Below are 25922 nucleotides of genomic sequence, written 5' to 3'. Positions count from 1 at the left end.
TGGATAGTTTGCACATTTAGGATCTCTTCAAAGCCTTTCGCTCCCTCGCTATATAAGAAGGACGTGCCTTTTGCAATGAAGGAACATAGGAGAACCAGCTTTTGGATTTAAAGAATAGCTGGAAGTAATAAAACTGAATGTGCTGCAGGAAAAAAATCATCAATAGAAAAACAGCTAGTGAAAGAGTTTGGAGATCAGCCGCTCCCTGTAGCCATTCATTGATAAAGAAAACAACAAAACCGATCATCATCAGATGTTCCAGCCTCTGCATGAGCTGGACAAAGACGTGCCCTCGTTTGGGGAGATCGCCTGACTGGCACTTCCTGATCTTTCTCGATTTGTAAAACCAAATGATACATTCTACTAAGTTATGAGTCATAAAAAGAGCGATGAGGGCGATCAATAAAGGTGATGGGGTATAAAGGACTTGTGCAGCAAACGGAAACACTAAAAAATAACATGCAATACATGCGTGTCTGACTGATAAGAGAAATAGTTCTTTTTCTATGTATGGTTTCATCTGTTTCACCTCCATATGTACTACGTCTTATTTGCCAAAAAGTTTCCTTTTTCAATAGAAAAAGGATGCCTCCAAAAGGCACCCTTCATGAATCAAACTTAAAATGCAGCGCTTAGTACGACAGGTCCTTGCGGAAGCTGGTTATCCTTTTTTGGTTCAAGGGTGACTGCCACGGTAGCTGAAAAAGGAAGTGTGCTCCTCATGAGAATGTACTTACTTTACGAAAAAAACGGTCATTTGGATCAGTTATATCAAAAAAGTCAAGAATCCATGTGTTTCCATTCTCTGTTCAGTAGATTTTAGCAAACTCTCATCTCCCTCACAATGTAAATGAAGTAGAACTCATTTTTTCAACATGTCATAATAGAAGGTAACGAAACGAATTGGAGTGTCCTTCAATGATCTTGACGATCGTTCTTTTTTTATTAGCAGGAATAGCAGAAATTGGCGGCGGCTACCTTGTGTGGCTTTGGCTGCGTGAAGCCAAACCCGTCAGCTACGGGATTGCTGGGAGCCTCATCCTCGTCGCTTATGGGATCATCCCTACCTTCCAGCAGTTCCCGACCTTTGGACGAGTTTATGCGGCCTATGGCGGTGTGTTTGTGGTTCTTGCTGTGTTTTGGGGCTGGTGGATCGATCGTAAAACACCTGATTTCTACGACTGGATAGGTGCTTTGATCTGTTTAGCCGGGGTCAGTGTGATGTTATTTGCGCCCCGCAGTTCATAGCCCCACATAAAAAGTGCTGCCACATGCGGGCAGCACTTTTATGATGTGATTTGAATGATTTAACGAGCTCCAGCCGTTTGCAATTCTTTGTTTTTCTCTTTAAAGCGTTCATTATGTGAGGACACGTACGCCACTTTTTCGGCTTCTGGTTCAATATAAAGCTTTGCGCTATTGAGCGCATTGACTCCGTCAACAAATGTCCCAGCTATTAAGCGGACCTTGCTTTTATGTGTACATAAATCACCTACCGCATAGACGCCTGGTAAATTGGTTTCCATTTTTTCATTGACCTCGATCAGTCCCCATTCACCCTGCTTGAGTCCCCATTCTGATAATACACTTAAATCGCCTTTCATGCCGTGATTGACGATGACAGCGTCTGTTTCCATTCGTTCGATTTCACCTGTCTCTATGTTTTGGATGGTGACAGCATCAATTTTATCGCCTTGACCATGAAGTTCTGTCAGTTCATGCGGGGTTAAAATTCGTGTGCAAGATGCCTTCATGTTGGCGACGTTTTTCTCATGTCCGCCAAACATGTCACGGCGATGCACGACGGTCACACTTTCAGCAATCGGAACAAGCGCATTTGCCCAGTCAACCGCTGAGTCGCCGCCTCCAGAGATAACAACCCGCTTTCCTGCAAATGTCTTAAGCTCCTGCACTGTGTAATAAAGGTTTGTCACTTCATAGCGGTCTGCATGCTCGATTTCAAGTTTCCGCTGGACAGGAATGCCGTGGCCCATCGCTAATATGAGGGTCTTTGTCAAATGACGATCGCCATTTTCAGCCGTCAGTAAAATATTATGATGTTCATCGCGCTCAAATGTTGTGATTTTTTGATTCAGTGCGATCTCTGGTTCAAATGTTTTCGCCTGCGTTTCCAGCTGCTGAATCAGCTGTTCGCCTCTTGTTGGCGGCAAACCCCCTACATCCCAAATGACTTTTTCAGGATACAGTAGGATTTTTCCGCCAAGGCTTTCGTTATATTCAAGTACCTTGGTCTTTAAGTCCCGCATCCCACTATAAAAGGCGGTGTACATTCCTGCTGGACCGCCGCCAATAATGGTGACGTCAAACAATTCAAGCTGCTCTGTCATTTGAGTCCCTCCAGTTTTTCATCGATTGATCTATTTGTCAGTGATATTGATTCTCATTATCATATGTATCTATTGTAGTCTACTCTGGTGAAGGGAATCAATAGCTTTCTGCAAAAAAAGAACAGGACGAGCGCTTACTCGTCCTGTCATCCATCACACAATCGTTAATCCAAGGTCTTTTAATTCAAGCGAAACAAGTCGTGCGATCGCATCTGCTCCTTCTTTTGTAAAGTGCGTGCGATCCTCTATGCCTGTTGACAGCATAAAGTAAGAAGTCGTTTTCTCTATGCCGGAAATTTGATAAAACTGAAGGCTTGCCGTATTCAAATCAACGAGAAGGACCTCTTCTTCATCAGCTAATTCCTTCATAGCGGCACAGTAATCTGGAAAATCATTGATATATTCTCCGTCTTTTTCATGAAAGCGGCCGACTGGCGTTAATAAAAGCGGTGTTGCTCCTTTCGCTCTTGCTCCATGAATATATTGAGACAAATAGCTTTTATACGTCGTGAAAGGATCTGTATGCCGCTCGGGCTTCTCCGTTGAAGCATCATTGTGCCCCATTTGTGTGAACAGCCAATCCCCTGGCTGAATGTCAGCCAATATGTCATCAAGCCGTCCTTCTTCAATGAATGTTTTTGAGCTTCTTCCACCGATTGCACGGTTTTCGACGCTCACGCCTTGCGCTGTATAGCGATGTAAAAACTCTCCCCATCCTCCTTGAACAGGACGGTCTGGGTAAGATGAAACGGTTGAATCACCAGCTAAATAGATGGTTGTCATGTTCATACGCCCCCTTTTTCAAATAGCCACCTCTTCTAAGCGATGCGGACATCCTAGTGGCTGCTGAAAAGATATGAAACAATTAGCATCGCTACTTCATTGATTCTCTTTTTGATGATGAAAACCCTGCTTACCGGTCGATGTGAATACGTTAAATATGCGGCGGAAGTTCTACTTTTGTCTCAACAGCTTGCTTTAACGCCTGAAGCATGTAGCCAATTCCTTTATATGGAGCCAGCGGATAAATCGCTGTTTGATGAGGAAGTAACAAAGGATCGATCACCTTTCGATATTTCTTTCCACCTAGAATCACTAGTTCATCATATGCAGTGAGATGTTTTTCATGAAATTGCTGCCTTAGTGCTTCTCGTGTCATTTGATCAGCATGCGGTGTACCAAAAGCCACATCATAATTTTCATGGATGATCTCATCTGCCTTTAAGAATCCATGCTTCGCTGATAAAATCAGCCAGTCTGAAAAGAACGTTTGGGCATAGCTTTTCGTACGCTGATGCAGCGGACTTAAATAAACAAGATTCGCCGGCTGGCTCCCTGCCTCTGGATGGACGTCCCAAATTTTCTTCGCCCCACATGGAATGATACAAACTCGCTTCACTTGATTTTCTCCTTCCTTCGTCGATACATCCGATACAAAATACAACCTAGCGCTGTGCCAAGTGTATTTAAGAGGATATCATCAATATCGCTGCTTCTTGTAATGATACCAGATTGCGAGAACATCCATTGAAGCACTTCAATCATTGTTGACAAGAAAAAGCCAGCAAGAATCGCCTTTTGCCAGCGCATGGTTCGGAATGCTTGATATAGAAAAAAACCAAGTGGCACAAATAACAAAATGTTCCCTGCCAGATTTAAAAAAACAAGATTGGGATAGCCGTGATGGTAGGCGTGAAGATTTTGATAAATGGACTGCAAAGGCATGAGGTTGACACTCACCTGATCCCTTGGTGCGGAAAAACGATTTGGAAAGACCGTCAAATATAATAAAACATTCGTATAAATAAATAGACAGGCAAGAACTAATTCTGTACGTAAATAGATAAATCGTTTTTGCTTTTTCGCCTGTCTGTATCTCATATGTAGATAGAGCGGGACGAGCAGGAGAAAATAAGCAATGGAAACTATAGCACTGGATGTCATACGGAGAGCTGCCCCTTTCTCACATGATGCTTGACCATATTTACAGCTTATTCAGGCCTGCCCGCATCTATTCATCACTTATTCTCATATTCAATGACGAGAATACCATATTGACAAATCGTCATTTTTCCGCTAAACTGACTGACATTCAGTCATTTAAGGTCGGTGAAGATGTGTCGAAACGAGAAAAGATTATGCTTGCTGCCATTGACGCGTTTAAAGAAAAAGGAATTGAAAAGACGACCATTTCGGATATTGTGAAAGCAGCAGGAGTGGCGCAAGGGACGTATTATTTATATTTTCCTTCAAAGCTGTCTGTCATGCCTGCTATCGCAGAATATCTGATCTCACAGATGGTCCCCGCTATTGAAAAAGAATTAACACAGCATGCGGATGTCCTCGATCAAGCAGATGCGCTTGTTGAATTCATCTTCTCTTTTACAAGACAATACCGTGACGTCCTTGCTCTGACCTACTCAGGTTTAGCTGCCACGGAGCATTTAAAGGAATGGGAAGATATTTATGAGCCGATTTACAAATGGGTCGCTGCTTTTTTAGAAAAAGCTAAGCAGGACAAAAGAGTCCGTTCGAATTTGAACTGTCAATATGCAGCTAAATTCATTATCGGTTTACTGGAATCGTCTGCTGAGCAAATGTACTTATTTACAGAAACAGATACAGAAGAGGTTCTGATTCAAAAGCGAGAGGTGAAGCAATTTCTCCTTTACGCACTTGGCATAGAGACACCTTAACTTAGTACAGCACTTGCTGTACGCTCTTTTTTGGTTTCAAAATGACGAATCGTCAGTTTTTAGTTTTAGGAGGAAATACGATGAAAAAAAGCTGGATGTATGTCGCACTCACTTGTTTATTCGAATTACTTTGGGTGTTTGGTTTAAATAAAGCTGATGCTGTGTGGGAGTGGGCGATCATTATCTGCCTGATCCCGGTTGATTTTTATTTTTTAATGAAAGCCTGCGAGAAGCTGCCGACAGGCACCGTGTACGCCGTGTTTGCCGGAGTTGGAACGATTGGTACGTCTTTGATGGATTATGCGCTGTTTGGCGGTTCGTTTTCATTAGAAAAGCTCTTATTTATGGGCATTTTAATTCTCGGCATTATTGGACTGAAAGTGTCTGATGGGGATGCACATGAGCAGAAAGGAGAAGCGGTATAAATGGGCTGGTTTTTTGTGCTGTTAGCCTCTGCCTTTGAAATTGGCGGAACCATTGGTCTCAATATGTTCAGTAAGAAAAAGCAAATCACGACAGGCATTTTATTTGTTGGCGGATTTGCCTTATCCTTTTTGTTTTTATACGCCTCGTTCTCTTCCGTTCAAGTATCCGTTGCCTATACGGTCTGGATTGGACTTGGAACGGCGGGCTCTGTCTTGTTTAATATGATTCTATTTAAAGAGCCGAAAAACATGATTCGTATCCTCAGCTTGCTGCTGATTGTGATTGGCGTCGTTGGGCTGAAGTTGTTTGCGTAATTGAATAACAAAAAAGGAAGGGAGTCAAAGCCCCTTCCTTTTTTGTTTCTCGTTTAATGGGTATCTTGCTGCTCGAGCAAGAGATCCATTGCGTAAATCGATTCGACTTTTTCATCTAATAAAAAGTACACAATCAAAGGCTCTCCAAAAACGGCTGTTTGCTGCGTGAACAAGACACAGGTGAATTTTTCGATACCAATTGGTAGCTTTCTTTTTAATATAGGATGAAGAATAGGCGAAGTCCGAATTGTATCTACATCAACATCCCAACGTTCGTTTTTTAAAGTTGGATAATGCTCTGATAACAATTGGTGTAACATGTCGGTCGTCAACGCTGCTCTTCGATTGTACCCATCATCTATTATGTTGGTGTTATACATCCGACGGTTGCTCACCCTTTGAAGCATTGATTCGTATTCCTTTTAAGACAAATCGTTTCTGACCATCAAGAGTACAAGTGATCAATGTCAGTTCATTTTTTCCGCGATCCTTTAGTACATCAATATCCGTCGGTTCAATCGTAGCTGAGCTGACAATTTTATATTCGTATGTTTCCGCTTGATAATGTAAGACGACTTTTTCTCCTTTCGGCACCTCTGGCAGCTGCCTGAAAAGCCGATCGCCTCTATACCCTCTATGGCCTGCAATCGTGAAATTCCCTTCACCTGGCATTTGATGAGATTTGATCTGAGTCAGTGCAATACCTAAATTTTCTTTTGATGTAACAGGAAGCACTTTTTCGTTTAAATCAATTGACGGGATCTCTAGCTCCATTACATCTCGAAGGTCTTCTTCTGACACAGTTAGATGTGGAATAGAAGAAAGGGCATCACTGTCATTTTCTTCTATCATCTTTAATGCCTGTTCCATTGCCGCTGTCTCTTGAGAAGTTCGCCACTCATATATAAAAGGAACGGAGATGAGCATCAGCCCTGTGAACACCAAAAAGCTGCCTAATAAGGTTCTTTTTTTCATCAATACACTCGTTCCTTCCTTTTACTGAATGGTTCTTCTTCTGACAACAAGAAGAACAGTTCCAGAAGCTACTAGTAAAATCCCTGCATACATCAAATAACGCAGCCATTCTTCTCCAGTCTTTGGCAGCTCACCGTTTGAGTCATGAGGCGGATGTTGATCACCTTTAGGTGAGGCTGGAGGATTCGTGTGGTCCTCTTCATTCTCTACTGGTGCATTTTTCACAATCATTGTCTTGATCTCCACTTCGCCCATTTGAATTGTAAAGATGAGCGGCTTCTTTAAAGCTACATAACCATCTGGAGCTCTCGTCTCTGTCAGTATATACTCACCAGGTTTAAGCCCTTTTACAATGGCTTCTCCGTCTTTTCCTGTTGTCACAGATTTTATGGTTTTCCCGGCTTTTGTACGAATGTCAAAGGCTGCACCTTTTAAGGTTCTATCTGTCTGCTGGTCTACCTTTATGATACGCAGACTTCCTAAGATCAAGTGATTCTTCGCTGTTAATTGAAGTGGCTTCTGCTGATTTTTCTCAATTGTAAACGGGATCGGCTGATCATCCAATTGATAGCCGTGAGGTGCTTTCGTTTCAACGAATTGATATTCTCCCGGTTTTAGATGGTTGATGTGGAGCTTTCCTTTTTGGTCCGTTACAAGTGATGTCTTCAACGTTTTCCCTTCTTTACTCAGAAGAGCAAACTCTGCATTTTCCAGCGTATATCCCTCATCATCCACTTTGGTCAGTTCCACTGCCCCCGGCGTCAGTTTGTTGATCATTTCTACTTTTGCTGGTTTGTCTTGACCTAAACGAATCGTAAATGAGACAGGTGTCTGATCCAATTCATAGCCGGCAATGCTTGCTGTTTCGACAAATTGATAGGTTCCTGGTTTCAGTTGATCGACTGTCAGTTGACCGTTTTTGTCTGTCTTTAAGTCTTTCTGAATACGCTGATCATGCTCATCAATCAGGTCAAAGGTCACCCCAGCGAGCAACTGTCCATCCTCCCCTTTTTTCTGAAGCTTCACAGCACTTGTCGTCCGAATATTTTCTTTTGTCACTTTCACCAGTTGATTTGGGTTGAAATCAATCTTAAAGTCTACTGGTTCTGCATCTAGTTTATGTCCAAAAGGTGCTTTCGTTTCAACCAATTGGTAAGCGCCTGGTTTCAAATCGTTTACAGTGATGATGCCTTTCTCGTTGGTTGTTAAACCTGACATCAATTCTTTACCATCGTCATTGAAAAGTGTAAATTCTGCGCCTTTCAATCTTTCTTTTTCTTCCCCTATTTTTGTTAGTTCTACAGAACCTTTCTTGAGCTGATTGATTGCCTCCACTTGAATCAACTTTTTTTGACCTAATTCAACTTGAAAGACAAGTGGTTTCGCATTCAATTCATAGCCTTCAAGACTCTTTCTTTCAACAAATTGATAGGTTCCAGGTTTTAGACCTGTGAAGGTGATTTTTCCATCCTGATTGGTTGTAATCCCTTCTCCTCCTGCCACTATCTTTCCTTTAGCATCAGATAGATCAAAGACAACCCCTTCTAAAGATTTCCCATCTTCGCCTTTTTTGTGCAACAGCACTCCGCCTGTTGTGCGGCTATTTTCTTTTGTGACACTGACCAGCTTCTGTGGGTTAAATGGAATAGCAAAAGTGACAGGTGTTTCGTCAAGCTCATGACCGAATGGAGCCTTCGTTTCAACAAACTGATAGGTTCCAGGTTTAAGATCGCTGATTGTGATCTGCCCGTTCTGATTTGAGACGAGACCCGTTTCAATCTCTTTTCCATTTGCATCTAAAAGCTTGAATTCTGCTCCTTTAAGCACATCATTCTTTTCACCGAGCTTCGTGAGCTGGACAGCTCCAGTTTTAAGATCATTGATTACTTTTATCTCTGCCTGAGTTTTTTGTGCGATTTCGATGGTAAAAGGATAAGGTTTATTTTTCTTTTGGTAACCATCAATACTCTCTGTCTCCACGAGCTGATATTTGCCCGGTTTGAGGTTGTCGATCAAAAGCTTCCCATCTTCATCTGTTGACAAATCTTTACGCACGACTTCGTCATTTTGATCCATGACTTCAAATCGAACACCTTGAAGCTTCTTGCCATCTTCTCCTTCTTTCATCACTTCTAATGCACTTGTTTCATATAGGTTCTTTTTCGAAATGATGACCGGTTCCTTTGGATCGAGTGGTATTTCAAATTTGATTGGCGTTTCATCTAATACATAACCATCAGGTGCTTTTGTTTCAATGAGCTGATACGTACCCGGTCTTAGTTCGTTTATCGTGATCTTGCCATTTTCTTCTGTGACAAGCGAATCTTTTAGCTCATGCCCATCTTGATCTAAGAGCTTGAATTGTGCACCTTCTAGTCTCTCTCCGCCTTCGCCTATTTTGCTCAATTCTGCAGAGCCTTTTATCATGTCATTTACTGCGGTTACAGTCGTTGTTTCTGTTTGATTCTCTTTAATTGTGAACGGCCATTTTTGCTGATTTAATTGATAGCCTTTCGGTGCGTTTGTCTCAACGAAATAATAGGAACCTGGCTCAAGATGTTTGAAAAGAATTTCTCCTTTTTCGTCCGTTTTCAAATGGGTTTGGACGGTATCTCCAGATTCATTTTTTAGTTCAAATTCTGCATTCTCTAATGCTGCACCCGTCTCTTTGTCTTTTTTTGTTAACTTGACATGCTGGCGGATTTCTTGGTTCTGCACCGTCATGCTATTTCCTGTTTTCGCTTGATCTCCTGATTCGTAAGGCTGATCAATCGTTACATGGATCGGTTCCTTGTTCTTCATATAACCATCAGGTGCTTTCACTTCTGTCACTATATAGTCACCATACAAGAGACGATCAAATCGAAGAGCTCCTTCTTCATCTGTTGCCTTTGTTCCAATGACGATACCGCTCGCAGCATCTGTCAGAGAAAAGCTTGCTCCTTTTAGCACTTTTCCACTACTCGCATCTACCTTTTTAATGGTTAAAGCGCCAATCGCTCCCGTGCCATCTCCCATGCCAGCGGTGCGTTTTACCACAATTGAGGCTTCGGATTCCTTTTTTATTTCTTTTACATTTTCACCTCTAAACGTTACTTCGTTATGAAGTGTACTTCCCACCTTATCTAAAATGAGAGATTGATATTCTAAAATATATGGTCTGGTGATTTCTTCTTTAAATTTGATTTGAAAAGAGTCTGGATCGAATTCAAGGTCTAGCTCATAATCCTTCCCTTTTTCCAGCTCTTCCTTTTTGGTCACTTGCCCCTTTTCATCTATTGTCGTCGAATAGAGATGAAATGAGTTTTCTATTATGGCTTGGTTACTGCTCGGATGGTCTATAATCGTCGCATCTTGGACTGTTGATTGACCAAAGTTGATATTCAGTTTCCAATCAATAACTTTCCCTTGCTGATTTCCTGATTTGCTCGTGTATTTCCCTCCATTTGGAATGGACACTACAGCGTTCACATCTGATTCTTTCGTCTTTCCATCATAAAGGGCGGCTTTATTTTCGTAGGTTTTCTGTACTAAATCCATTCCTTCAACACTTGTTTGATACGTGATTTTGTATGGGGAATCAATGGCATTTTTGAAAATGACTTCGAAGCCTGATTCTCCCTTTTCATTTTCAAGGAATTTGATGTCATAATGTTCTTTCGCTAATACCTCTTTTTCTTCTGCTCCATTTTCCCCGCCATGTAAATCAAGCGAGTAGATGGTGATTGAATCTTTAAGCAAACGCTGATTTCCTTGAATGAAATCCTCGATTTTCGCCTCTTCTAAATGTTTCAAGTTATAGTTCACACCGATATTCCAGGTGATCTCTTTTTTCTTTGCATCATATGTTCCGTTCTTGAACCCATTTGACTGCGTGTATGTGTCAGGCGTGAAGACAGACTGATTTTCCTTCGTCAAATCCTTGCCATCTTCATTTACCCATTCAAGCTTTACATGATTACGCAGATTCTTTTGATCTTTATCTGCTCTTTTTTCATAATCAAAAGACGTTGTATATGTGACTGTATGTTCTGTCTTTATTTCTTTCGTAAATTGAATATCAAATCCATTTGCATGTTCAACTATTTGATAATCTGTGCCTTCTTCAAGCAATGTTTTTCCTGTCGTCACTTTTAAACTATCTTTTTGCAGCGTCAATCCTTCGTTTGTAAACGTATCTTTTAATATCAGGTTGTTCATGGTTTGTTGATCTTTGTTGAAGGTGATACGCCATGGAATGGTCTTGTTCTTGTAATTCGGTGTTCCATGATTTTTCGTTAGGATTTGCTGGTCAATTCTTTGCTTCCCTTGTTTGCTCTCTTTGCCAGCTGTTACAGTATTGATAATCTCTTCAGCTTCAAAAATCCGCTCGGTTGCTTTTGTTTGATATGTGATGAGATAAGCCGATTGAATATCTTGATTGAATTGCAAGGTAAACCCGTTTTGTTCATCCTTTTTTTGAGGTTGAACCACATAATTTCCAAACGCTTTTGTTCCTGATTCTTTGCCATTCTGATCAATTGTGACTTCCTTGACTTGAAATGAATCAGAAATCAGCGCCTGTGTGCCATTAAAGAAGTCTTCTAACAAAGCATCCTTTTTAGCCATCTTTTTTTCGTTATAGTTATAACGAATTTCCCACGTAATTGTTTGTGTGACTGGGTCGTAGTGGGCGGCTTTTTTATTTAAAGGACTGCCTCTAGTCACATTCACTGTTCCTTCTGCTGAACTAATCACTTTATCAGCAGAGACAAGGGACGCTTTATTACGAAACGCAGACTGATCTTGATTCGTAATGTCCGTTTCATACATTAAACGGTAAGCTAGATGCACGTCATCTTTAAATTCAATCGTGAAATCTTGACCATCTGCTGTTTGGCCGATGGTGTAGTGGTTTTCGTCAAGCTGCTGACCAATCGATGTTTCACCATTTAGCTTTGTATCAACACGATAAAGCTTGATTGAATCTTTCTTTAACGCTTGACCTTCTTGAATCGGATCTAAAAGTCTCGCTTTTTTCACATCGTCTAAGTCCATATTAAAATCGACTGTCCATTGAATGGTTTCAGCATTGTAAGATCGATTTGGTTCTCCCTTTTTAGAGACGTTTGGACCATTTGGAATGTATTGAATCGGGATTGATATCGTATCTTTGCCTTCAATTGGAGTAATGACCACTTCTTTTTCTTCAGTAATGACAGTTTTTTTATCTAATTGCGTCCACACTTGAAGTGTTCCATGGATATTTGAATATTGTTTGATAAAGTCAGTGAATTCGATGGAGGCATTTCCACTTTCATCTACAGAAAAATAACCAATGGTTGCTTGATTAAATTTCATCTCGAGACGATCGATTTTTTCGTAAATCACTAATTCCTCTGGAACCTTGAAATGGAATTCATCCCCGCCATTATAGCTATGCCCATTCGGGATGGCCCACTTATAGTTAATGGAAATCAGCGAGTTGATATCAGGCCTATCAACTGAATTTCCTTCCTGATCTTCAAATATCAATTTCGCATCAGTGAGGAGATTTTCTTGTATCAGCATTTGTTTTGAAACACTTTGCAGCCCTACACGCTTAGATACGTTCACTTTGTTTTTTAGTAATTCATCCTCATCGCTTTGTTTCGTTTGAGCGGCTTCTTGATTGTTAGAAGCTTTGTCTTTCTCAGATGAGGCTGAGTCATCTTTTGGAAGACTTTCTTCACGCTTGTTTTGCTTTGTTTTCTCTTCTTGCTCAGCTATACTGGTGACATCGATGTCTATTGATCCTTCTAAATTTGGATCGATCTCAACATCTTCTTTAAATTCCACCGTCACTTCATTTTGTTTTGAAACAGTATACTCGCCAACAACTATGTCACCCACAGTAATTGGTTCCTTCTGCTCCTTCTCTACCTGGATGGCTGAAGGAAGAGAGAGTACATACGGATATTGCTTTTTTAGATCAATTCCTTTTATAGACCAATGCACAGTGGCCTTTCTTACTTGCTGATCTTCCATGTTTGATAACTTGTTGCCTTCGCTATCAGCAAACTCAATATCCCCATAAATGTTTTCTCGGCTTTCTTTGGCTTGTGCCCCTGCCAGAGGCAAGATTCCTAATATACTAGACTGTATGACTAACACCGCGATGAGAGCCAATGACAATATTCTTTTCAATACATCCACCCTTTTCTAAAATTAATTTTCAACAACGATAAAAAAATCATTTGTATACTGTCTGATCAATCACTCCGCTTCTGATCAAATATTTTCTAAAAATTGCACCTTAAGACCCTATGAATAAAATGAGTTGATCAATTATGAGTAGTGGGTTTACTAACGGGATAGGGGTCTATAGAAATGGGGAATAGTGAGAGGGATCATGAAAGAATAAATGTGAATTTTTATTGATACTGGTATGAACAATAAATGATGTGTACATGCATATATAAGCATGTATTCACATAAGGTTCGTTCATATGAAACAAGCTTGTATCATATGGTATGTATGGTGAGTCAGTTCAGCATCATATAGATCGCATTCCTTTCTACTCCCTTTCATATGGTAATCAAAATTCTGCTTCATTTTATTCTTTCATTTACCGTTTCAACAGCAAAAAAATAAACAAAATATCTAAAATGATCCATTTTTATAGGATTCATGGCATATTTATCACCTTTTAAAAGAAAAATATGGAGAATCAGCGAATAACATTTGTTTTCGTCTAATTTTTTTCTTCTTTATCATCAAAAGTGAAGACAAAACGATTTAGCCTAAACATTACAATCATTTCATGCCTATTTTGAGAATCTCATGTTCTTTATCGGAACTTCATAATATATAGAGGCAAGCCAAGGGAAGGAGTTAGTTGTTTGATGGAGCTCATTGATAATAAATCAAAGAGATGGATAAAAATTTTAAAACTGCTTGTATCCAAAAATAAGTGGTGGAGCCTTCAAGAAATATCGAATGAACATATCGGTTCGGTTCGTGCCATTCAAAGCGATTTAGAACAAATGAAATCGTTCAAAACAGAGAATGGAGAGCCGTTAATCCACATAAAGCCAAGACAAGGCATATCCATTTGTTATACACAGACGATACGAGTGGATTATTATATCAAGGAAATATTAAAAGATACGATTGAAATTCGATTGATTGACGGCATTTTTTTCGAACAAAACAGGTCTTTCTATGAATGGATGGACACGCTTAATATTAGTAGATCCACATTGTATAACACCATTCATAAAATCAATTCGATCCTTACATCCTATGACATCGAGTTACGCCCGGATAGTATGCAGTTCCATGGGAATGAGAAGGAGATTCGTCAATTCTTTGTTGAGTTTTTGTTTGAAGTGTATGGAAGCCGGCTTTGGCCATTCGATGATATTCAAAAGCAAGACGCAGTTGATTTATTACAAGAGCTATTTCAGGTGCTCGAAGTCAATGTACCAGATGTGGCTATAGATAAATACTGCCTGTGGCTCGGTGTTTCCATTCACCGAGTGAGGAAAAATTTTACCATACGACGCAATTATACGTACTCGATGAATGAAGAAAAACAGACCTCTACAGCCAAAGGTATCTATAATCAAATCAAAAACTGGGAAGAGCACATTTGCCAAATGACAAAGGACATTTTTGGTATTACGCTGGATCATCACGAATTTGTCTTTTTACTATTGATCGAACCAGCTATTGGCCACTTTAAATCAATTGAATCTGTCGAAGAAAAGTTGACGTTCTTTCAATCGCATACACCACGCCTCTTTGAAGCCATTCATTCATTTATCAATCAATTGGAGTTGATTTATCATCAAGAGGTGGCTAATCGCAAGGTGATGACACTGGTTCTTCTCCAATATTATGTGTATTCTAAGGAAATTACCGTGAGAGATGGATTCCTTTTCAAAAAGAAATCGAGTTATTTATCAGAGGTGAAAGAGCAGCTTCCTTACTTCTATTCGAGGATTACTCATATCATCCAAGAGTTAAAAACAGACGATATACTCGCTTCTTTTGTGAAAAATGAACGGGAATTGATCCGTATCATTACGTCTACCTGGAGAGGGCTTGTTCAATTGGAAATGGAGCGGAGAAACGTGTTGAACATATTTGTTATTTCAACATTAGGCTATTATCATAGTTTGTTTATAACAGATTTAATTAAATTAAGCGTGCCTCCTCTCATTCACACTTTTACAAGTCCAGAAAATACATTAAATGATGTAACGATGGATCAACTTGGGATTGATATGATTGTGACTGATACTGAGCTTCCGGTTCAATTCGGGCGGTCTACGCTGCTGATCAGCTCTTTTCCAACAAAGAAAGAATTGGACAACTTGCACCTAAGATTGGTTGATATGATCGACTAATGTTCATCAAAAAAAGCTGCTTGAGAGCTTCTCAAGCAGCTTTTTGCTTCTGTATTAATGAAGCACGATTTGTTCATTCATCAAATCAATGGCGTAAAGTGATTGCTCATATTCATCTAATAGAAGGTATACTTTGAGCGGTGCAGCGGTTTGATCTGTCTGCTGCGTGAATAGGACACAAGTGAATTTTTCGATCCCCTCTGGCAGCTTGCTTTTCAGAAAAGGATGAAGAATAGGAGAGATTCGAAGGGTATCAACATCTTTCAGCCAAAGCTCATCTTGTAACGCAGGATAATGGTCAACCAAAAACTGACGAAACACTTCCAATGTACTCAAGGCAGATATCCTCACTTTCTTCTATCATGGCTTCAAGCTTACCTAAAAACAAACGTGTTCAAGTCATCCTATGATGTCAGTCCACCAAATGTCGTATACTACTAGAGACACGATTTCATTTTTCTTCAAAAAGCATTGTAGATCAACTTTACTGTCAGGAGTGTTTACTATGTATGACGTCTACTATATTCCAACCGATGGACCTATGATCATATTCTTATCTGTTTCTTTCGTGATGAAACGACAACTTCCTGCTACAAAATTCCAAATTTCTTCAAAAAATTGGTGCAATGAGACAAAAAAGAACAGCTCCTCACTGTTCCTTAAGAAATTATGAGAGGTCTTTCAAAGAAAACACTTCGCCGCTCTCTGCATCAACACCATCATGGCAATCGAGCTTTCCGCATAGAACATATTGTTTTTGCACTTCGTCATAGACGTAGATAGGTGTAAGTTCAAGACGTTCTCTCAATTTTTCAAAGGCTTCTTTCTGAGATACAGAAATTTCACTTGCTGCTTGAGAAGGATTGAGTATCCCGCACACTTGAAACATTTCTTTTTTATCTATGTAATTAACGGCTTCAAACAAGCTGGCGTCAATGAAGACCTTGATCTTGTCCATAAACCCACTGCCTTCTTGCCCGTTCGTTTTTAATATCGCATGGATGTATCCATGATCACGTTGGAGTGTTTTCAGAACCCACTTCCCTGTATCCTTTGGATATTTTTGCGCCAAAAAGGTTCGGACTGCTTTTATACACTCAGCTTGCTCTTCTTTTGATATCGGGATGGTATCCGGTGAAGGCTCCAATGAGAAAGCTTGTTCAGCTGAAATGTCCTCATGGATATTCATTTCCTTTTTTTCAAAGGCATTGTTTAACGGTTCATTCCACTCAATGATCTCATTCATGTGTATACAATGCGTTTCTCCACGCCCAAGTTCAAACGGAAGCGTTCCTGTTCCATCGTTCTTGACATAGATTTCTTCTAATGCATAAATTGCTCGAATTCGATTGTGCTCGAAGGATGGCCAATCAAACCGCTGCATTTGCTGCTGGGCTAAGTTCTCCATCATATCAATAGAAAGCGTGAATTCCTCAGTTCTCAGTAATGTTTTGGCTAAAAATGGGCCGTGGTGTGTAAAGTACATGAGCTGTCCATGTTCATCCCATTTCACCTCAATTCTGCCTGAAGGCGTCACTTTCACGCCATCTATTGCTTCTTCGAAAAAAAGTCCCCCTTTTTCCTTCTGATGCATGTGAAAATGCTCACCATAGATCAACCCTGTTTCTTGTTCGATCCATTGAATGACATGAGCTGGATATGGTCTCTTAAATGTGACACCATGCTGCGCATAGGTTTTGTCCATGACAAAAATAACTGTTTCCACCTGTCTTTTATTCAAATTCACTTCAATAATGGCTGTGCCGTCTGGGTTGACATCGTCGTCCTCAGGTTCAGCTTCATGAGAGGGGAACCATTCCATATTCAATGTATAAATCGTTTCATTAAACATATTGACGTAACGATGAAAGCTGTGTCTTTTTAGATGATAAAGATCTAAGCCAAATTTCGCCTTTGTCTGATCAATCAATTGTTGTATGTTTGCATTCAATGGATTCACCTCAAAATGGTTAAGTTTTATGGAAGAACAAAAATAACGATAAAGATGAAGATGACGATCACAGTCAAGAATCCTAAAGCGATTCCCATTATGTTTGACTCTTTTGTATAGCCTGTTAATTCGACTTCAGTAGATCGGTCGATTTTTCTAAAGCGAAAAAGCATGCTAATATTGATAAGAGCTAGAGCCATAATCAATAAGAAAAGTAGAAATATAGGTTGGATATCAAAGAATGGGTTCGATACATCTTGGAAGCTAAAAGACTGAAAGAACATAAGCCCACTCAATATCAGTTTCCAAACATTATCCATCTTCTGTTCTTTCTCCCACTCTTTCCCCAATTTTTCTTCTTCATAAATAGCTATCTGCTCGAAAATTGGAATGAAAGACTTTGTTGATCCTTTTTTAATAAAACCATAAATGCTTTGAAGGAGCATTAAAATTCCTAAACAAAGAAAGAAATGTGTAAATCGAATTTCAACAATTTGGATCAACATAAAAAAAGCGACGATTATGATAGCGGCTATTAAATTAGAGACAGCTATTTGTTTCGTCCTCATCTTTTTCAGTGCAGCTTGTTCCATGCAATACTCCTCTCCGTTTTAAATGTTTCTGTTGAACGCTCTATCTTTATTACGATTTCACTGAAAAAATGTTTCATATTTTCCCTTTCTACTGTCAATTCGGCTTTTTTCGCAAATGAAAAGACGCCCATCATTCAATGAACGTCTTATCTTTCTTCATGAAATCAGCACATCATATTTGAGCAGCTGTTCTGTTTTTTATTTGTTGAGCTGCCAGATGTTGAAAGTCATCAATAGACAGCTGTCTAGATGTCTTTTCTCCATGCTGTCTGATGTTCAGTGTTTTTTCTTGCATTTCTGTATCGCCAATGACAGCGATATAAGGGATTTTTTGTATTTGTGCTTCTCTCATTTTATAGCCGAGTTTTTCATCCCGTTCATCTATTGTCACTCTTATTCCGATACTTCTTAATTGCTGCTGCACCTCCAGGCAGTGATCAAGGTGAACCATTGAGACAGGGATGATTTGTACTTGCACTGGTGCCAGCCATAACGGGAAGGCGCCTGCAAAATGCTCAATGAGAATGCCAAGGAAACGATCAAGAGAACCGAAAATGGCACTGTGAATCACAACTGGCCGTACCTTTTCATTCTTTTCATTGATATATGTTAAATCAAATTTCTCAGGCATTTGAAAATCTAGCTGAATTGTAGCGCACTGATGGCTTCGCTGCAAGGCATCTTTTATATGAAAATCAATTTTCGGTCCATAAAATGCCCCATCTCCTTCATTTAACTGGTAATCGACTTTTAGCCGATCAAGCACATTCTTTAGCGCTGATTCAGAGATATCCCAAATGGGATCATCGCCTAACGCTTTTTCAGGACGAGTGGATAGTTCCACAGAGTACTCAAACCCAAATGTCCGATACACATGATCAACTAATTGGAAAATCCGCTTGATTTCAGCTTCAATTTGATCTTCTCTCAAAAAAATATGGGCATCATCTTGGCAAAATGTCCTGACCCTGAACAATCCATTTAATGCTCCGCTAAATTCATGACGATGCACCTGACCAAATTCAGCCATCCTGATCGGAAGGTCTCTGTATGAATATAAGCTATTTTTAAACATGAGCATATGTCCTGGACAATTCATCGGCTTTAAAGCAAAGCTTGTATGGTCTACTTCTGAGAAATACATATTTTCATGATAATGATCCCAGTGTCCCGACTTTTCCCAAAGCTCTTGGTTCATCATAAACGGTGTGCTCACTTCTTCATATTGCGCTTTGCCTCGCACTTCTCTAGAAAAAGCCATTAATTCATTTTTGACAAGCTGACCTTTTGGTAAATAAAACGGCATACCTGGCGCTTCTTCTGAAAACATAAATAGTGATAATTGTTTCCCTAATTTTCGGTGATCACGCTTGTTTGCTTCTTCCATGAAATGAAGATATTCAGCTAGTTGTTTTGAATGTTGAAACGCTACACCATACACTCGCTGCAATACATCTTGATGACTGTCTCCCCGCCAATAAGCCCCTGCAACACGTGTTAGTTTAAATGACTTTAAGTACCCAGTAGAAGGTAAATGTGGTCCACGGCACAAGTCGATAAATTCTCCTTGCTGATAAACTGTGATGGCTTCTTGAGAGGGTAGACCTTTTAAAATATCCAGCTTATATGGATCATGTGCAAACAACGATTCAGCTTCTTTGTAAGATACCTCTTTTCTTTGGATGAGATGATTCTCGTTTATGATGTTTTCCATTTCTTTTTCAATTACAGCCAAATCCTCTACACTTAATGTTTGATTGAGCTTCATATCATAGTAAAATCCATTTTCGATAACAGGTCCGATTCCAAGTGTGACATTGTCGTATAACCTTTTCACCGCTTGGGCTAATATGTGTGCAGATGTATGGCGCAGCACTTCAAGCCCTTCTTTTGAATCGAGTGTGACAATAGACAGCCCAGCATCGCTGTCCAGCTGGTGACTTACATCGACCAATTGATCATTGATCTTTCCTGCCACTGCTTTTTTCCTTAAACTCGGGCTAATATGGGAGGCAACATCTGCGACAGTCGTACCTGCAGAAAACTCCTTTATCTTTCCATCTGGAAATTGAATCTTCACCAATTTTTCTCTCATGACTGACACACCTTTCTTTTTTTGAAATAAAAAAACACACCCATCCCTCATAAAGGGACGAATGTGTAATCCGTGGTTCCACCCAAATTCCCATAATGCGTATTCGCTTTATGGCTCTGGTGCCGTAACGCGGCATAGTCGGTATTGGATACTTCAATTTTCCCCAATACAGCTCAAAGGTGGTAAGACAACTTTTCTGCGTTAGGAAGATTTCAGCGTGACTTCCCTCTCTGGTAACCGATAAAAGCTGCTCATGTCCTTTTCAAAGCAATGATGATATATGAGTGAACAAAAAAACACACCCATCCCTCATAGAGGGACGAATGTGAGATCCGTGGTTCTACCCAAATTCCCATAATGCATATTCGCTTTATGGCTCTGGCGCCGTAACGAGGCGTAGACGGTATTGGATACTTCAATTTTCCCCAATACAGCTCAAAGGTGGTAAGACCATTTCCTGCGTTAGGAAGATTTCAGCGTAACTTCCCTCTCTGGTACCCAGCAAAAATGGCTCATGTCCTTTTCTTCGCTTTTAATTTCTCCATATCTTACATGATGATGATAGAACATGTAAAGCTTTATTTTGTGCAGAGCAATTGAAATTCATTCTTTAAATGATATGTTGCGTGTATTGACTTGGGCTGTATTCAATTTGAAACGCAGGGGATAAGGCTCGTTTCACTTCTTCTGTGATACGCTCTCCTTCTTGATTGAATTTCTTTTCCATGTCTGCACCATTTGATAGCAAATCATCTGTCTCTTCGTCAAACCAGCGGCCATACTGTATGTTCCAATTCCAGATCTTTGAGAAAAGTGTATCGCTCATTGGTATATCATCTCTTTCTAGATGACATTGACAATACCCACAATGAAAAGGTTCACCACCGTAATCTCCTTCAATTTTCACAAAAGGATGATCCTCAAATTCACGGCAGCACACCCATTTTTTGAAGTGCTGACCGAATTCTGTCAGTTTAATTGAGTAATAACGCATGGAAGTTCGTCGTCCTATCATGTCAAAAATGCCTTGATCAATTAATGTCTTTATCCGATACTCGATAAAATCATCACCGATATACTGATCTAAATGACCAATGACTTCTCCTATTAAGCGTGGAGTTACGATGTACTCCTCTTCTGGCTCGGACTGATGAAGCCGCTTAGCCATTTTCACTAAATAAGCATCAAACTCATCTTCTGGTACACTGATCGTTTGTCCTTTTTGCCATATCCGCAGCGTATGATTTTCCTTAGCAAATGAAAGCCATTCGCTGTGTAATTTCTCTCTTTCTTCTTTTGATACTGTGTGAATGTGCTCTTTACATCTGTACAAAACCTTCAATTTTTCAGTTGTAATTTCCCCGGCATGGCGAATATCCATTCGTCTAGTATTTGTATTGAACAGCTGATCAAATGCAGCCGTTGTATTGATGAGAGACAATTCAATGTTTTTCTCTTTTAATAAATAGATGGCATATCGCAAACCAATTTGCTCATGGGCATTATTGCCTGTCCAGATGAGGATACGCGTACCATCTTTTATATGTTTTATTTGCTGAAGCAATCTGTGCTGATCGTTGACCATGTCGTCAAAATCGCCAAATTCGTTTGACATCACGTTACGCAGCCACTCTTTACGCTTCGCTTGTCCTTCACGTCCGTGTAAATGTAAAAGTGGTCCAATCGAATAAATATCATCAAAAGCGATGATATCATCTATTTGATCTTGCTTCATTTCACGGAATGCTTGTTTTAAACTACCGGCAGTTGCTGCCCCAAATACGATATGTATCATCATTTGTCTCCCTTTATCTTACAGTTTATTTCATCTTCACCTATTCATGGCTCTTGCGTCAATTCTATTGAGTCAATTTCATTCAAAAGTATGACAATGAGAGGATAAGATATATATAGAATGCAGAATTGAAGAGACTATATCCCACGAAATGGGGCAATCTGTTTACTGAGCTCGCTTTGAGACTTTTCTTTCTGAATGATTTATAGATAGAAACCCCCTCAAAAAAGGATTTCAGTTCAAGCTCTTATTCACAGATTCCCCTTCACAATCGTTCTCTTCGCTTTCTTGATAATTCTGCTAGTCGCTTTTGTATCAGATTCCTTTGACCACTGTTCGCAAAGGTTCATGACCCAATTTGGTTGTGTTTTACTAGCGTCATTGAGCCAGTTTCCTACAGAATCTTGAACATATGTTGATGGATCGGATTTGAGTAAATTTAGAATAGGCAGCGCCCTCTCTGGCTCTTGTTTTAATAACTCAATATGCTTTGTCCATACCCCTCTAGGACGGATCGCCTCTACAGAGAACCGGCGAAGATTTTCATCCCCGCTTTTTGCCCATTCTGTTAAATATTCTATACTTTGATCAAGCTGATGACTGAGGCTTTCTCTCACGGACATCCACGCAATTTCTCGAACACCAAAATGATGATCAGCTGCAAATGGCTGAATGTACGCAAGTTTCTCTTCCAGAGTTGATAAACGTTGTTTGTTCATATAAGCACCCCAACAGCGAACGCTATCAGATACGTGGTGAGCAAATGCCTGTAGTACTTCCGCTTGTTTTTCCTCATTCTCTTTGTGTAGCACTTCATCTAACAATTGACCGATGAGACGAATTGCTTTCATTCCTGATTCAGCTTTTTGTTTAGTGATCTCAGATGAAATATCGTCTATATAATGGTCTAAACCAACGGACGGCAAAACATGCTGTATTAGCGTCATATGATTGACAGCCAGCCATTCAGTTAAATTCACACTTTCGATCTCTCCCTGATTCAAAAGGGTCCAGACGTCACGAGGGATATCAGTCCCCTTTCGAGCGCCTTTTCGATTGATGATATCCTCACTTATTTGCATTCTATTTTCTCTCCTCGTCTAGCAGTTCTTTTGTTAGACATTCATCGTTTTTAAAAGAAATTTGTTGATGCCTTCATTCTTTGGATATTGACTCCTATTGTAGCAAATAAACAACTTCACTGGTTCATTCTTCAAATCAAAAAGGAACTACCCGAAATAAGTAGTTCCTTCTATACAAAATTGAATTTAAGTTAGCTTCCTTGTTCAATCACCTTCAAACTCTTATGCTGAGAAAAACGGTCAAACGCCACCATTAGAATGGTCATGAGTAAAGCGAGAAAAACGGTCCCAGCACTGATCCAGCTTAGGTTTAATATAGATGTTTCGCTTAACACAATCCCTCCTACACCAGAGCCTAAGGCAAATCCGAATTGAATAAATGATGTATTGACACTTAATGCGATATCAGGAGATTTTGGTACAAGTGTGACAAGATATAGCTGCTGAGCTGGTGATGTGCTCCATGTAGCGATCATCCATATCATGATGACAGCCACCATGACCACGAGATTCCCTGTGACAAATGCTAGCAGCATGAGCATGATGATTTGCAGAATGATTCCAGAGAAAATCGTGAATATTGGGCCCTTTTTATCTGCTGCAATCCCTCCAAGGCTGGAGCCCAAAAAGCTGCATATTCCAGCTAGTAATAAAATGCCACTGATTTCTGTGATACTAAGGTTTGCTGATGCTTGCAGGAAGGGCGTTAAATAGGTAAATAACGTGGAATATCCACCTACATAGAATAGCGTCACTGCCACCGCAAGTAATATTCGCTTATCTTTTAAAATCGATAATTGCATACCAAGTGTCACCGGTTCTTGTTCTTTCATAGACGGAATTCGCCTATACACAACAATCAGCGGAATAAGCGTGATCAATCCAATGGTTGCGAATAATGCTTTCCATCCGATCATACTGCTTAGAAATGTCCCGATTGGAACACCTAAAACCAAGGAGCTGCTTAATCCCATTAAAATGATGCCAATGGCTGTTCCTCTTTTTTCACGTTCTACAAGACGAGTCGCAACAGCCATTGCCACTACAATAGCCGTCCCCCCACTGATTCCTTGTAAAATCCTTGTCATCATCACCATTTCAAACGAATGGCTGACACTTGTGATGAAATTACTTAAAATAAAAATGATCAGCATCCATGATAATATTTTTCTGCGGTCCATATTGATCGTCAGTGCAATGACAATCGGTGCGCCGATGGCTGCTGAGAGCGCTAAAGACGTGACCAATAATCCAGCAGCAGACGTCGTGACATGTAAATCATCTGCGACCATCTGGATAATGCCTGTAATGATATATTCAATCGTTCCAATTAAAAAGGCTGCTAAAGCAAGTAAATAGACAACAGTTTTGTTTTTCATCGTGACGTTTCTCCTTTGGGCAATGTTTACGATTTGATTTCATCTATAATAGGAATTTGAATTTCAATGAGTCTGCCTTCTTCATTTTCAGACAAAGGGTAATAAATCTCTCGGCCCGGCTGGTCTTCTTTCACGCGGTATCCGTTATTTTCAATCCATGTCGCCAGGTCAATACAAGCAGTTTGTGCGGATGGAGAATGTGAATGAAATAACAGTGTCGCCATTGTTTCTTCAGCAGGTAACGTACGTATCGTGATTCCTTGAGGAAGAGTGCACCTTAACGCTTTGACGGAATACCCCACCTCAAATTCGAACTCACTTTCTTTTTCCATTGATTCCCTCCACAGCACCATTTGTGGTCCCGAGATCAATTCTTGTTGATTTTTAAGTAATAAATGATGAAACGTTTGAAAGAATGAAGGAATTTCGTCAACAGTTCCGTTGGATTGAAAAGACATGATGCTTTTGCTTTCAACAGATTTGATGATGACCTCCTGTTCTTTTTCAACACACCCCTCTCGTTTAATGAGGTGCATCCGCTCCTTAATACGCGCTAATTTCTGTTGTTCTCTCTCGATCAATTGCTGAATCTCACTTTCTTTCAGCAGAAACATGCCCTGAATCTGCTCTACCGAAATATCTTCCCGAAGAAGCTGAGCCATTTGCTTTAACGTAAAGCCTAATTCCTTATAGAGAAAAATTCGATTGACCTCTAGCAGCTGTTCAGCTGAGTAATAACGGTATCCTGAACCTTGATCAATCTGCTTAGGCTTTAATAAATCAATTTGGTCATAATATCTTAAGGTTTTAACAGGCACTTTACTTAACATAGAAAAATCGCCGATCTTGAACATCCTGCATCTCCTCCGTTTTGTTGATCTGATCAAAGTATAAACCTTTCAGTTAAGGGGAAAGTCAACATGAAGTTGAATAAATTTTTCAAAAGCGCGAAAAAACCTAGATTTCTCTAACATCTAGGTTTTGCTCATGATCCTAAAATTTTTCTAACAATCCCATCTCTTCAACAATCTTTATATCATTCATAAATCGTTGCAATCTTACTTTGTTCTCTGTTTTCTGTAAATCTGAAGAATAACCTAAGCATATATTAAAAATACGATCTAACCTTTCGCCGACTCCGCTATAAAAATAATTTGTCAGTACTCCACTATTTTCACTTGCAAGAACCACAACTGTAGCCATCTCTAGTGCATATTCAATATCTTCTTTAGAAATCGCTCGATCCTTTTTCTTAGCATTCATGAATTCATGACTATGAATAGAACGAATCCTACCTTCAAGTAAATTGAGTATAGACTTTTTATAGATGACATACACACTGTGAATATCACTTTTATCAGGACAATAGGGATCTTGTAAAATGAATTTTATACGCATCAAGAGCATTTAATAAAATGTTATCAATTTCTTCTATTTTCATAGGTGGAAAAGTGTTGGCTGCATCTGTTTTACTTTTCATTTGATCACTCCAAACAATCCAATCTTTCCAGGCACTTTACAATAGCTCCGCTTTTAAAGAATTTGAATATGGCACCCTCGCTAAACCGTTCGGCTCTCACAACCCCCATCATGAGAGCAAGCACACACTGCGCATTTAAATTTGAAGTGTCCACATTCTCGATATCGTTCGGTCCACCTTCAATCCCATTTTCTTTGAGGATCTCTCTGTAGCGGGTAAGCTCCAGCTCTTGATGTTGTTTTGCAAAGGTATAAACATCTTCGATCAAGTGACGAACCGTTTCGGAATAATTCACAAAGGGCATCTGAATCGGATGTTCAGCTGTGCCATCATTTTCTTGATCGATGACCCATTCTCCAATAGGATCTTCCTGAAGCAGCGGTATGTATTTTGTTAGATTATCGAATTGGCTCAT

Annotated in this window: 23 protein-coding genes and 1 other annotated feature; of the genes, 5 read left to right on the top strand and 18 right to left on the bottom strand. The window is 39.8% G+C overall.

The genetic code is table 11. The features are described from left to right. Positions 1–16: 16 nt before the first annotated feature. Complete coding sequence (locus tag GKC25_RS03845) at positions 17–520, bottom strand: hypothetical protein (protein WP_034665043.1); 504 nt, start codon at positions 518–520, stop codon at positions 17–19. 398 nt (positions 521–918) lie between these two features. Here GKC25_RS03845 and GKC25_RS03840 point away from each other — a divergent pair, with 398 nt between their 5' ends. Next, entirely contained in the window at positions 919–1248 is a 330-nt protein-coding gene (locus GKC25_RS03840; protein WP_095286099.1) for a YnfA family protein, read from the top strand. Between the two features lie 59 nt (positions 1249–1307). Here the strand turns inward: GKC25_RS03840 and GKC25_RS03835 are convergent, their stop codons facing one another. The 4 genes from GKC25_RS03835 to GKC25_RS03820 all read right to left on the bottom strand — a co-directional run bounded on the left by GKC25_RS03835 (position 1308) and on the right by GKC25_RS03820 (position 4292). Then, positions 1308–2348: an NAD(P)/FAD-dependent oxidoreductase gene (locus GKC25_RS03835; RefSeq protein WP_095286098.1), complete on the bottom strand. Its 1041-nt coding sequence runs from the start codon at positions 2346–2348 to the stop codon at positions 1308–1310. A 153-nt stretch (positions 2349–2501) separates the two neighbouring features. Continuing rightward, positions 2502–3131: a rhamnogalacturonan acetylesterase gene (locus GKC25_RS03830; protein WP_034665049.1), complete on the bottom strand. Its 630-nt coding sequence runs from the start codon at positions 3129–3131 to the stop codon at positions 2502–2504. Positions 3132–3282: 151 nt separating this feature from the next. After that, a complete protein-coding gene (locus tag GKC25_RS03825; RefSeq protein WP_095286097.1) occupies positions 3283–3747 on the bottom strand; it encodes a DUF6884 domain-containing protein in 465 nt (154 codons plus the stop codon). After that, positions 3744–4292 (bottom strand): VanZ family protein, encoded by a 549-nt coding sequence (locus tag GKC25_RS03820; RefSeq protein WP_034665053.1) that lies wholly within the window; start codon positions 4290–4292, stop codon positions 3744–3746. Before GKC25_RS03820 ends, GKC25_RS03825 begins: the two co-directional genes overlap by 4 nt. A gap of 173 nt (positions 4293–4465) precedes the next feature. Here GKC25_RS03820 and GKC25_RS03815 point away from each other — a divergent pair, with 173 nt between their 5' ends. From GKC25_RS03815 to GKC25_RS03805, 3 genes are all read left to right on the top strand, one after another. After that, positions 4466–5044 carry a TetR family transcriptional regulator gene (locus tag GKC25_RS03815; protein WP_095286112.1) on the top strand — a complete coding sequence of 193 codons (579 nt, stop codon included), beginning with the start codon at positions 4466–4468 and terminating at the stop codon, positions 5042–5044. A gap of 80 nt (positions 5045–5124) precedes the next feature. After that, a complete protein-coding gene (locus GKC25_RS03810; protein ID WP_017358819.1) occupies positions 5125–5469 on the top strand; it encodes a DMT family transporter in 345 nt (114 codons plus the stop codon). Continuing rightward, positions 5470–5784 carry a DMT family transporter gene (locus GKC25_RS03805; RefSeq protein WP_034665057.1) on the top strand — a complete coding sequence of 105 codons (315 nt, stop codon included), beginning with the start codon at positions 5470–5472 and terminating at the stop codon, positions 5782–5784. It begins immediately after the preceding gene. Positions 5785–5837: 53 nt separating this feature from the next. On the opposite strand, the gene GKC25_RS03800 is transcribed toward GKC25_RS03805, so the two are convergent. The 3 genes from GKC25_RS03800 to GKC25_RS03790 are packed head-to-tail and all read right to left on the bottom strand — an operon-like array spanning position 5838 to position 12933. Then, the gene (locus GKC25_RS03800) at positions 5838–6164 is read right to left on the bottom strand and encodes a hypothetical protein (protein ID WP_034665060.1); all 327 of its coding nucleotides are present in this window, start codon (positions 6162–6164) and stop codon (positions 5838–5840) included. Then, on the bottom strand, positions 6157–6759 hold the full coding sequence (locus GKC25_RS03795) for a class D sortase (protein WP_095286111.1): 603 nt from the start codon (positions 6757–6759) through the stop codon (positions 6157–6159). Before GKC25_RS03795 ends, GKC25_RS03800 begins: the two co-directional genes overlap by 8 nt. A gap of 21 nt (positions 6760–6780) precedes the next feature. Then, positions 6781–12933, bottom strand: a complete 6153-nt coding sequence (locus GKC25_RS03790) for a SpaA isopeptide-forming pilin-related protein (RefSeq protein ID WP_342689914.1) — start codon at positions 12931–12933, stop codon at positions 6781–6783. Between the two features lie 690 nt (positions 12934–13623). On the opposite strand from GKC25_RS03790, the gene GKC25_RS03785 reads away from it, so the two are divergent. Further along, the gene (locus GKC25_RS03785; RefSeq protein ID WP_106038439.1) at positions 13624–15132 is read left to right on the top strand and encodes a helix-turn-helix domain-containing protein; all 1509 of its coding nucleotides are present in this window, start codon (positions 13624–13626) and stop codon (positions 15130–15132) included. A 54-nt stretch (positions 15133–15186) separates the two neighbouring features. Here GKC25_RS03785 and GKC25_RS03780 read toward each other — a convergent pair whose 3' ends face one another. From GKC25_RS03780 to GKC25_RS03735, 10 genes are all read right to left on the bottom strand, one after another. Beyond that, the gene (locus GKC25_RS03780) at positions 15187–15468 is read right to left on the bottom strand and encodes a hypothetical protein (RefSeq protein WP_003217864.1); all 282 of its coding nucleotides are present in this window, start codon (positions 15466–15468) and stop codon (positions 15187–15189) included. 331 nt (positions 15469–15799) lie between these two features. Then, entirely contained in the window at positions 15800–17092 is a 1293-nt protein-coding gene (locus GKC25_RS03775) for a hypothetical protein (RefSeq protein ID WP_262417085.1), read from the bottom strand. A gap of 17 nt (positions 17093–17109) precedes the next feature. Beyond that, the gene (locus tag GKC25_RS03770) at positions 17110–17676 is read right to left on the bottom strand and encodes a hypothetical protein (RefSeq protein WP_342689913.1); all 567 of its coding nucleotides are present in this window, start codon (positions 17674–17676) and stop codon (positions 17110–17112) included. A 172-nt stretch (positions 17677–17848) separates the two neighbouring features. Beyond that, positions 17849–19771 carry a threonine--tRNA ligase gene (thrS, locus tag GKC25_RS03765; RefSeq protein WP_034665240.1) on the bottom strand — a complete coding sequence of 641 codons (1923 nt, stop codon included), beginning with the start codon at positions 19769–19771 and terminating at the stop codon, positions 17849–17851. Between the two features lie 50 nt (positions 19772–19821). Next, positions 19822–20046, bottom strand: a binding site (T-box leader). 335 nt (positions 20047–20381) lie between these two features. Further along, a complete protein-coding gene (locus tag GKC25_RS03760) occupies positions 20382–21566 on the bottom strand; it encodes a DUF1835 domain-containing protein (protein ID WP_034665076.1) in 1185 nt (394 codons plus the stop codon). 251 nt (positions 21567–21817) lie between these two features. Continuing rightward, positions 21818–22648 carry a DNA alkylation repair protein gene (locus GKC25_RS03755; protein ID WP_095286092.1) on the bottom strand — a complete coding sequence of 277 codons (831 nt, stop codon included), beginning with the start codon at positions 22646–22648 and terminating at the stop codon, positions 21818–21820. Positions 22649–22839: 191 nt separating this feature from the next. Then, positions 22840–24027: an MFS transporter gene (locus GKC25_RS03750; RefSeq protein WP_066031157.1), complete on the bottom strand. Its 1188-nt coding sequence runs from the start codon at positions 24025–24027 to the stop codon at positions 22840–22842. Between the two features lie 26 nt (positions 24028–24053). Then, positions 24054–24881: a MerR family transcriptional regulator gene (locus tag GKC25_RS03745; RefSeq protein ID WP_034665082.1), complete on the bottom strand. Its 828-nt coding sequence runs from the start codon at positions 24879–24881 to the stop codon at positions 24054–24056. 139 nt (positions 24882–25020) lie between these two features. After that, the gene (locus tag GKC25_RS03740; protein ID WP_252067873.1) at positions 25021–25365 is read right to left on the bottom strand and encodes a hypothetical protein; all 345 of its coding nucleotides are present in this window, start codon (positions 25363–25365) and stop codon (positions 25021–25023) included. Between the two features lie 146 nt (positions 25366–25511). Then, entirely contained in the window at positions 25512–25922 is a 411-nt protein-coding gene (locus GKC25_RS03735; protein ID WP_034665085.1) for a DUF6508 domain-containing protein, read from the bottom strand.

It is taken from the genome of Bacillus pumilus (genome assembly GCF_038738535.1).
GTDB lineage: Bacteria > Bacillota > Bacilli > Bacillales > Bacillaceae > Bacillus.
This window is presented reverse-complemented; position numbering and strand designations above follow the sequence as displayed.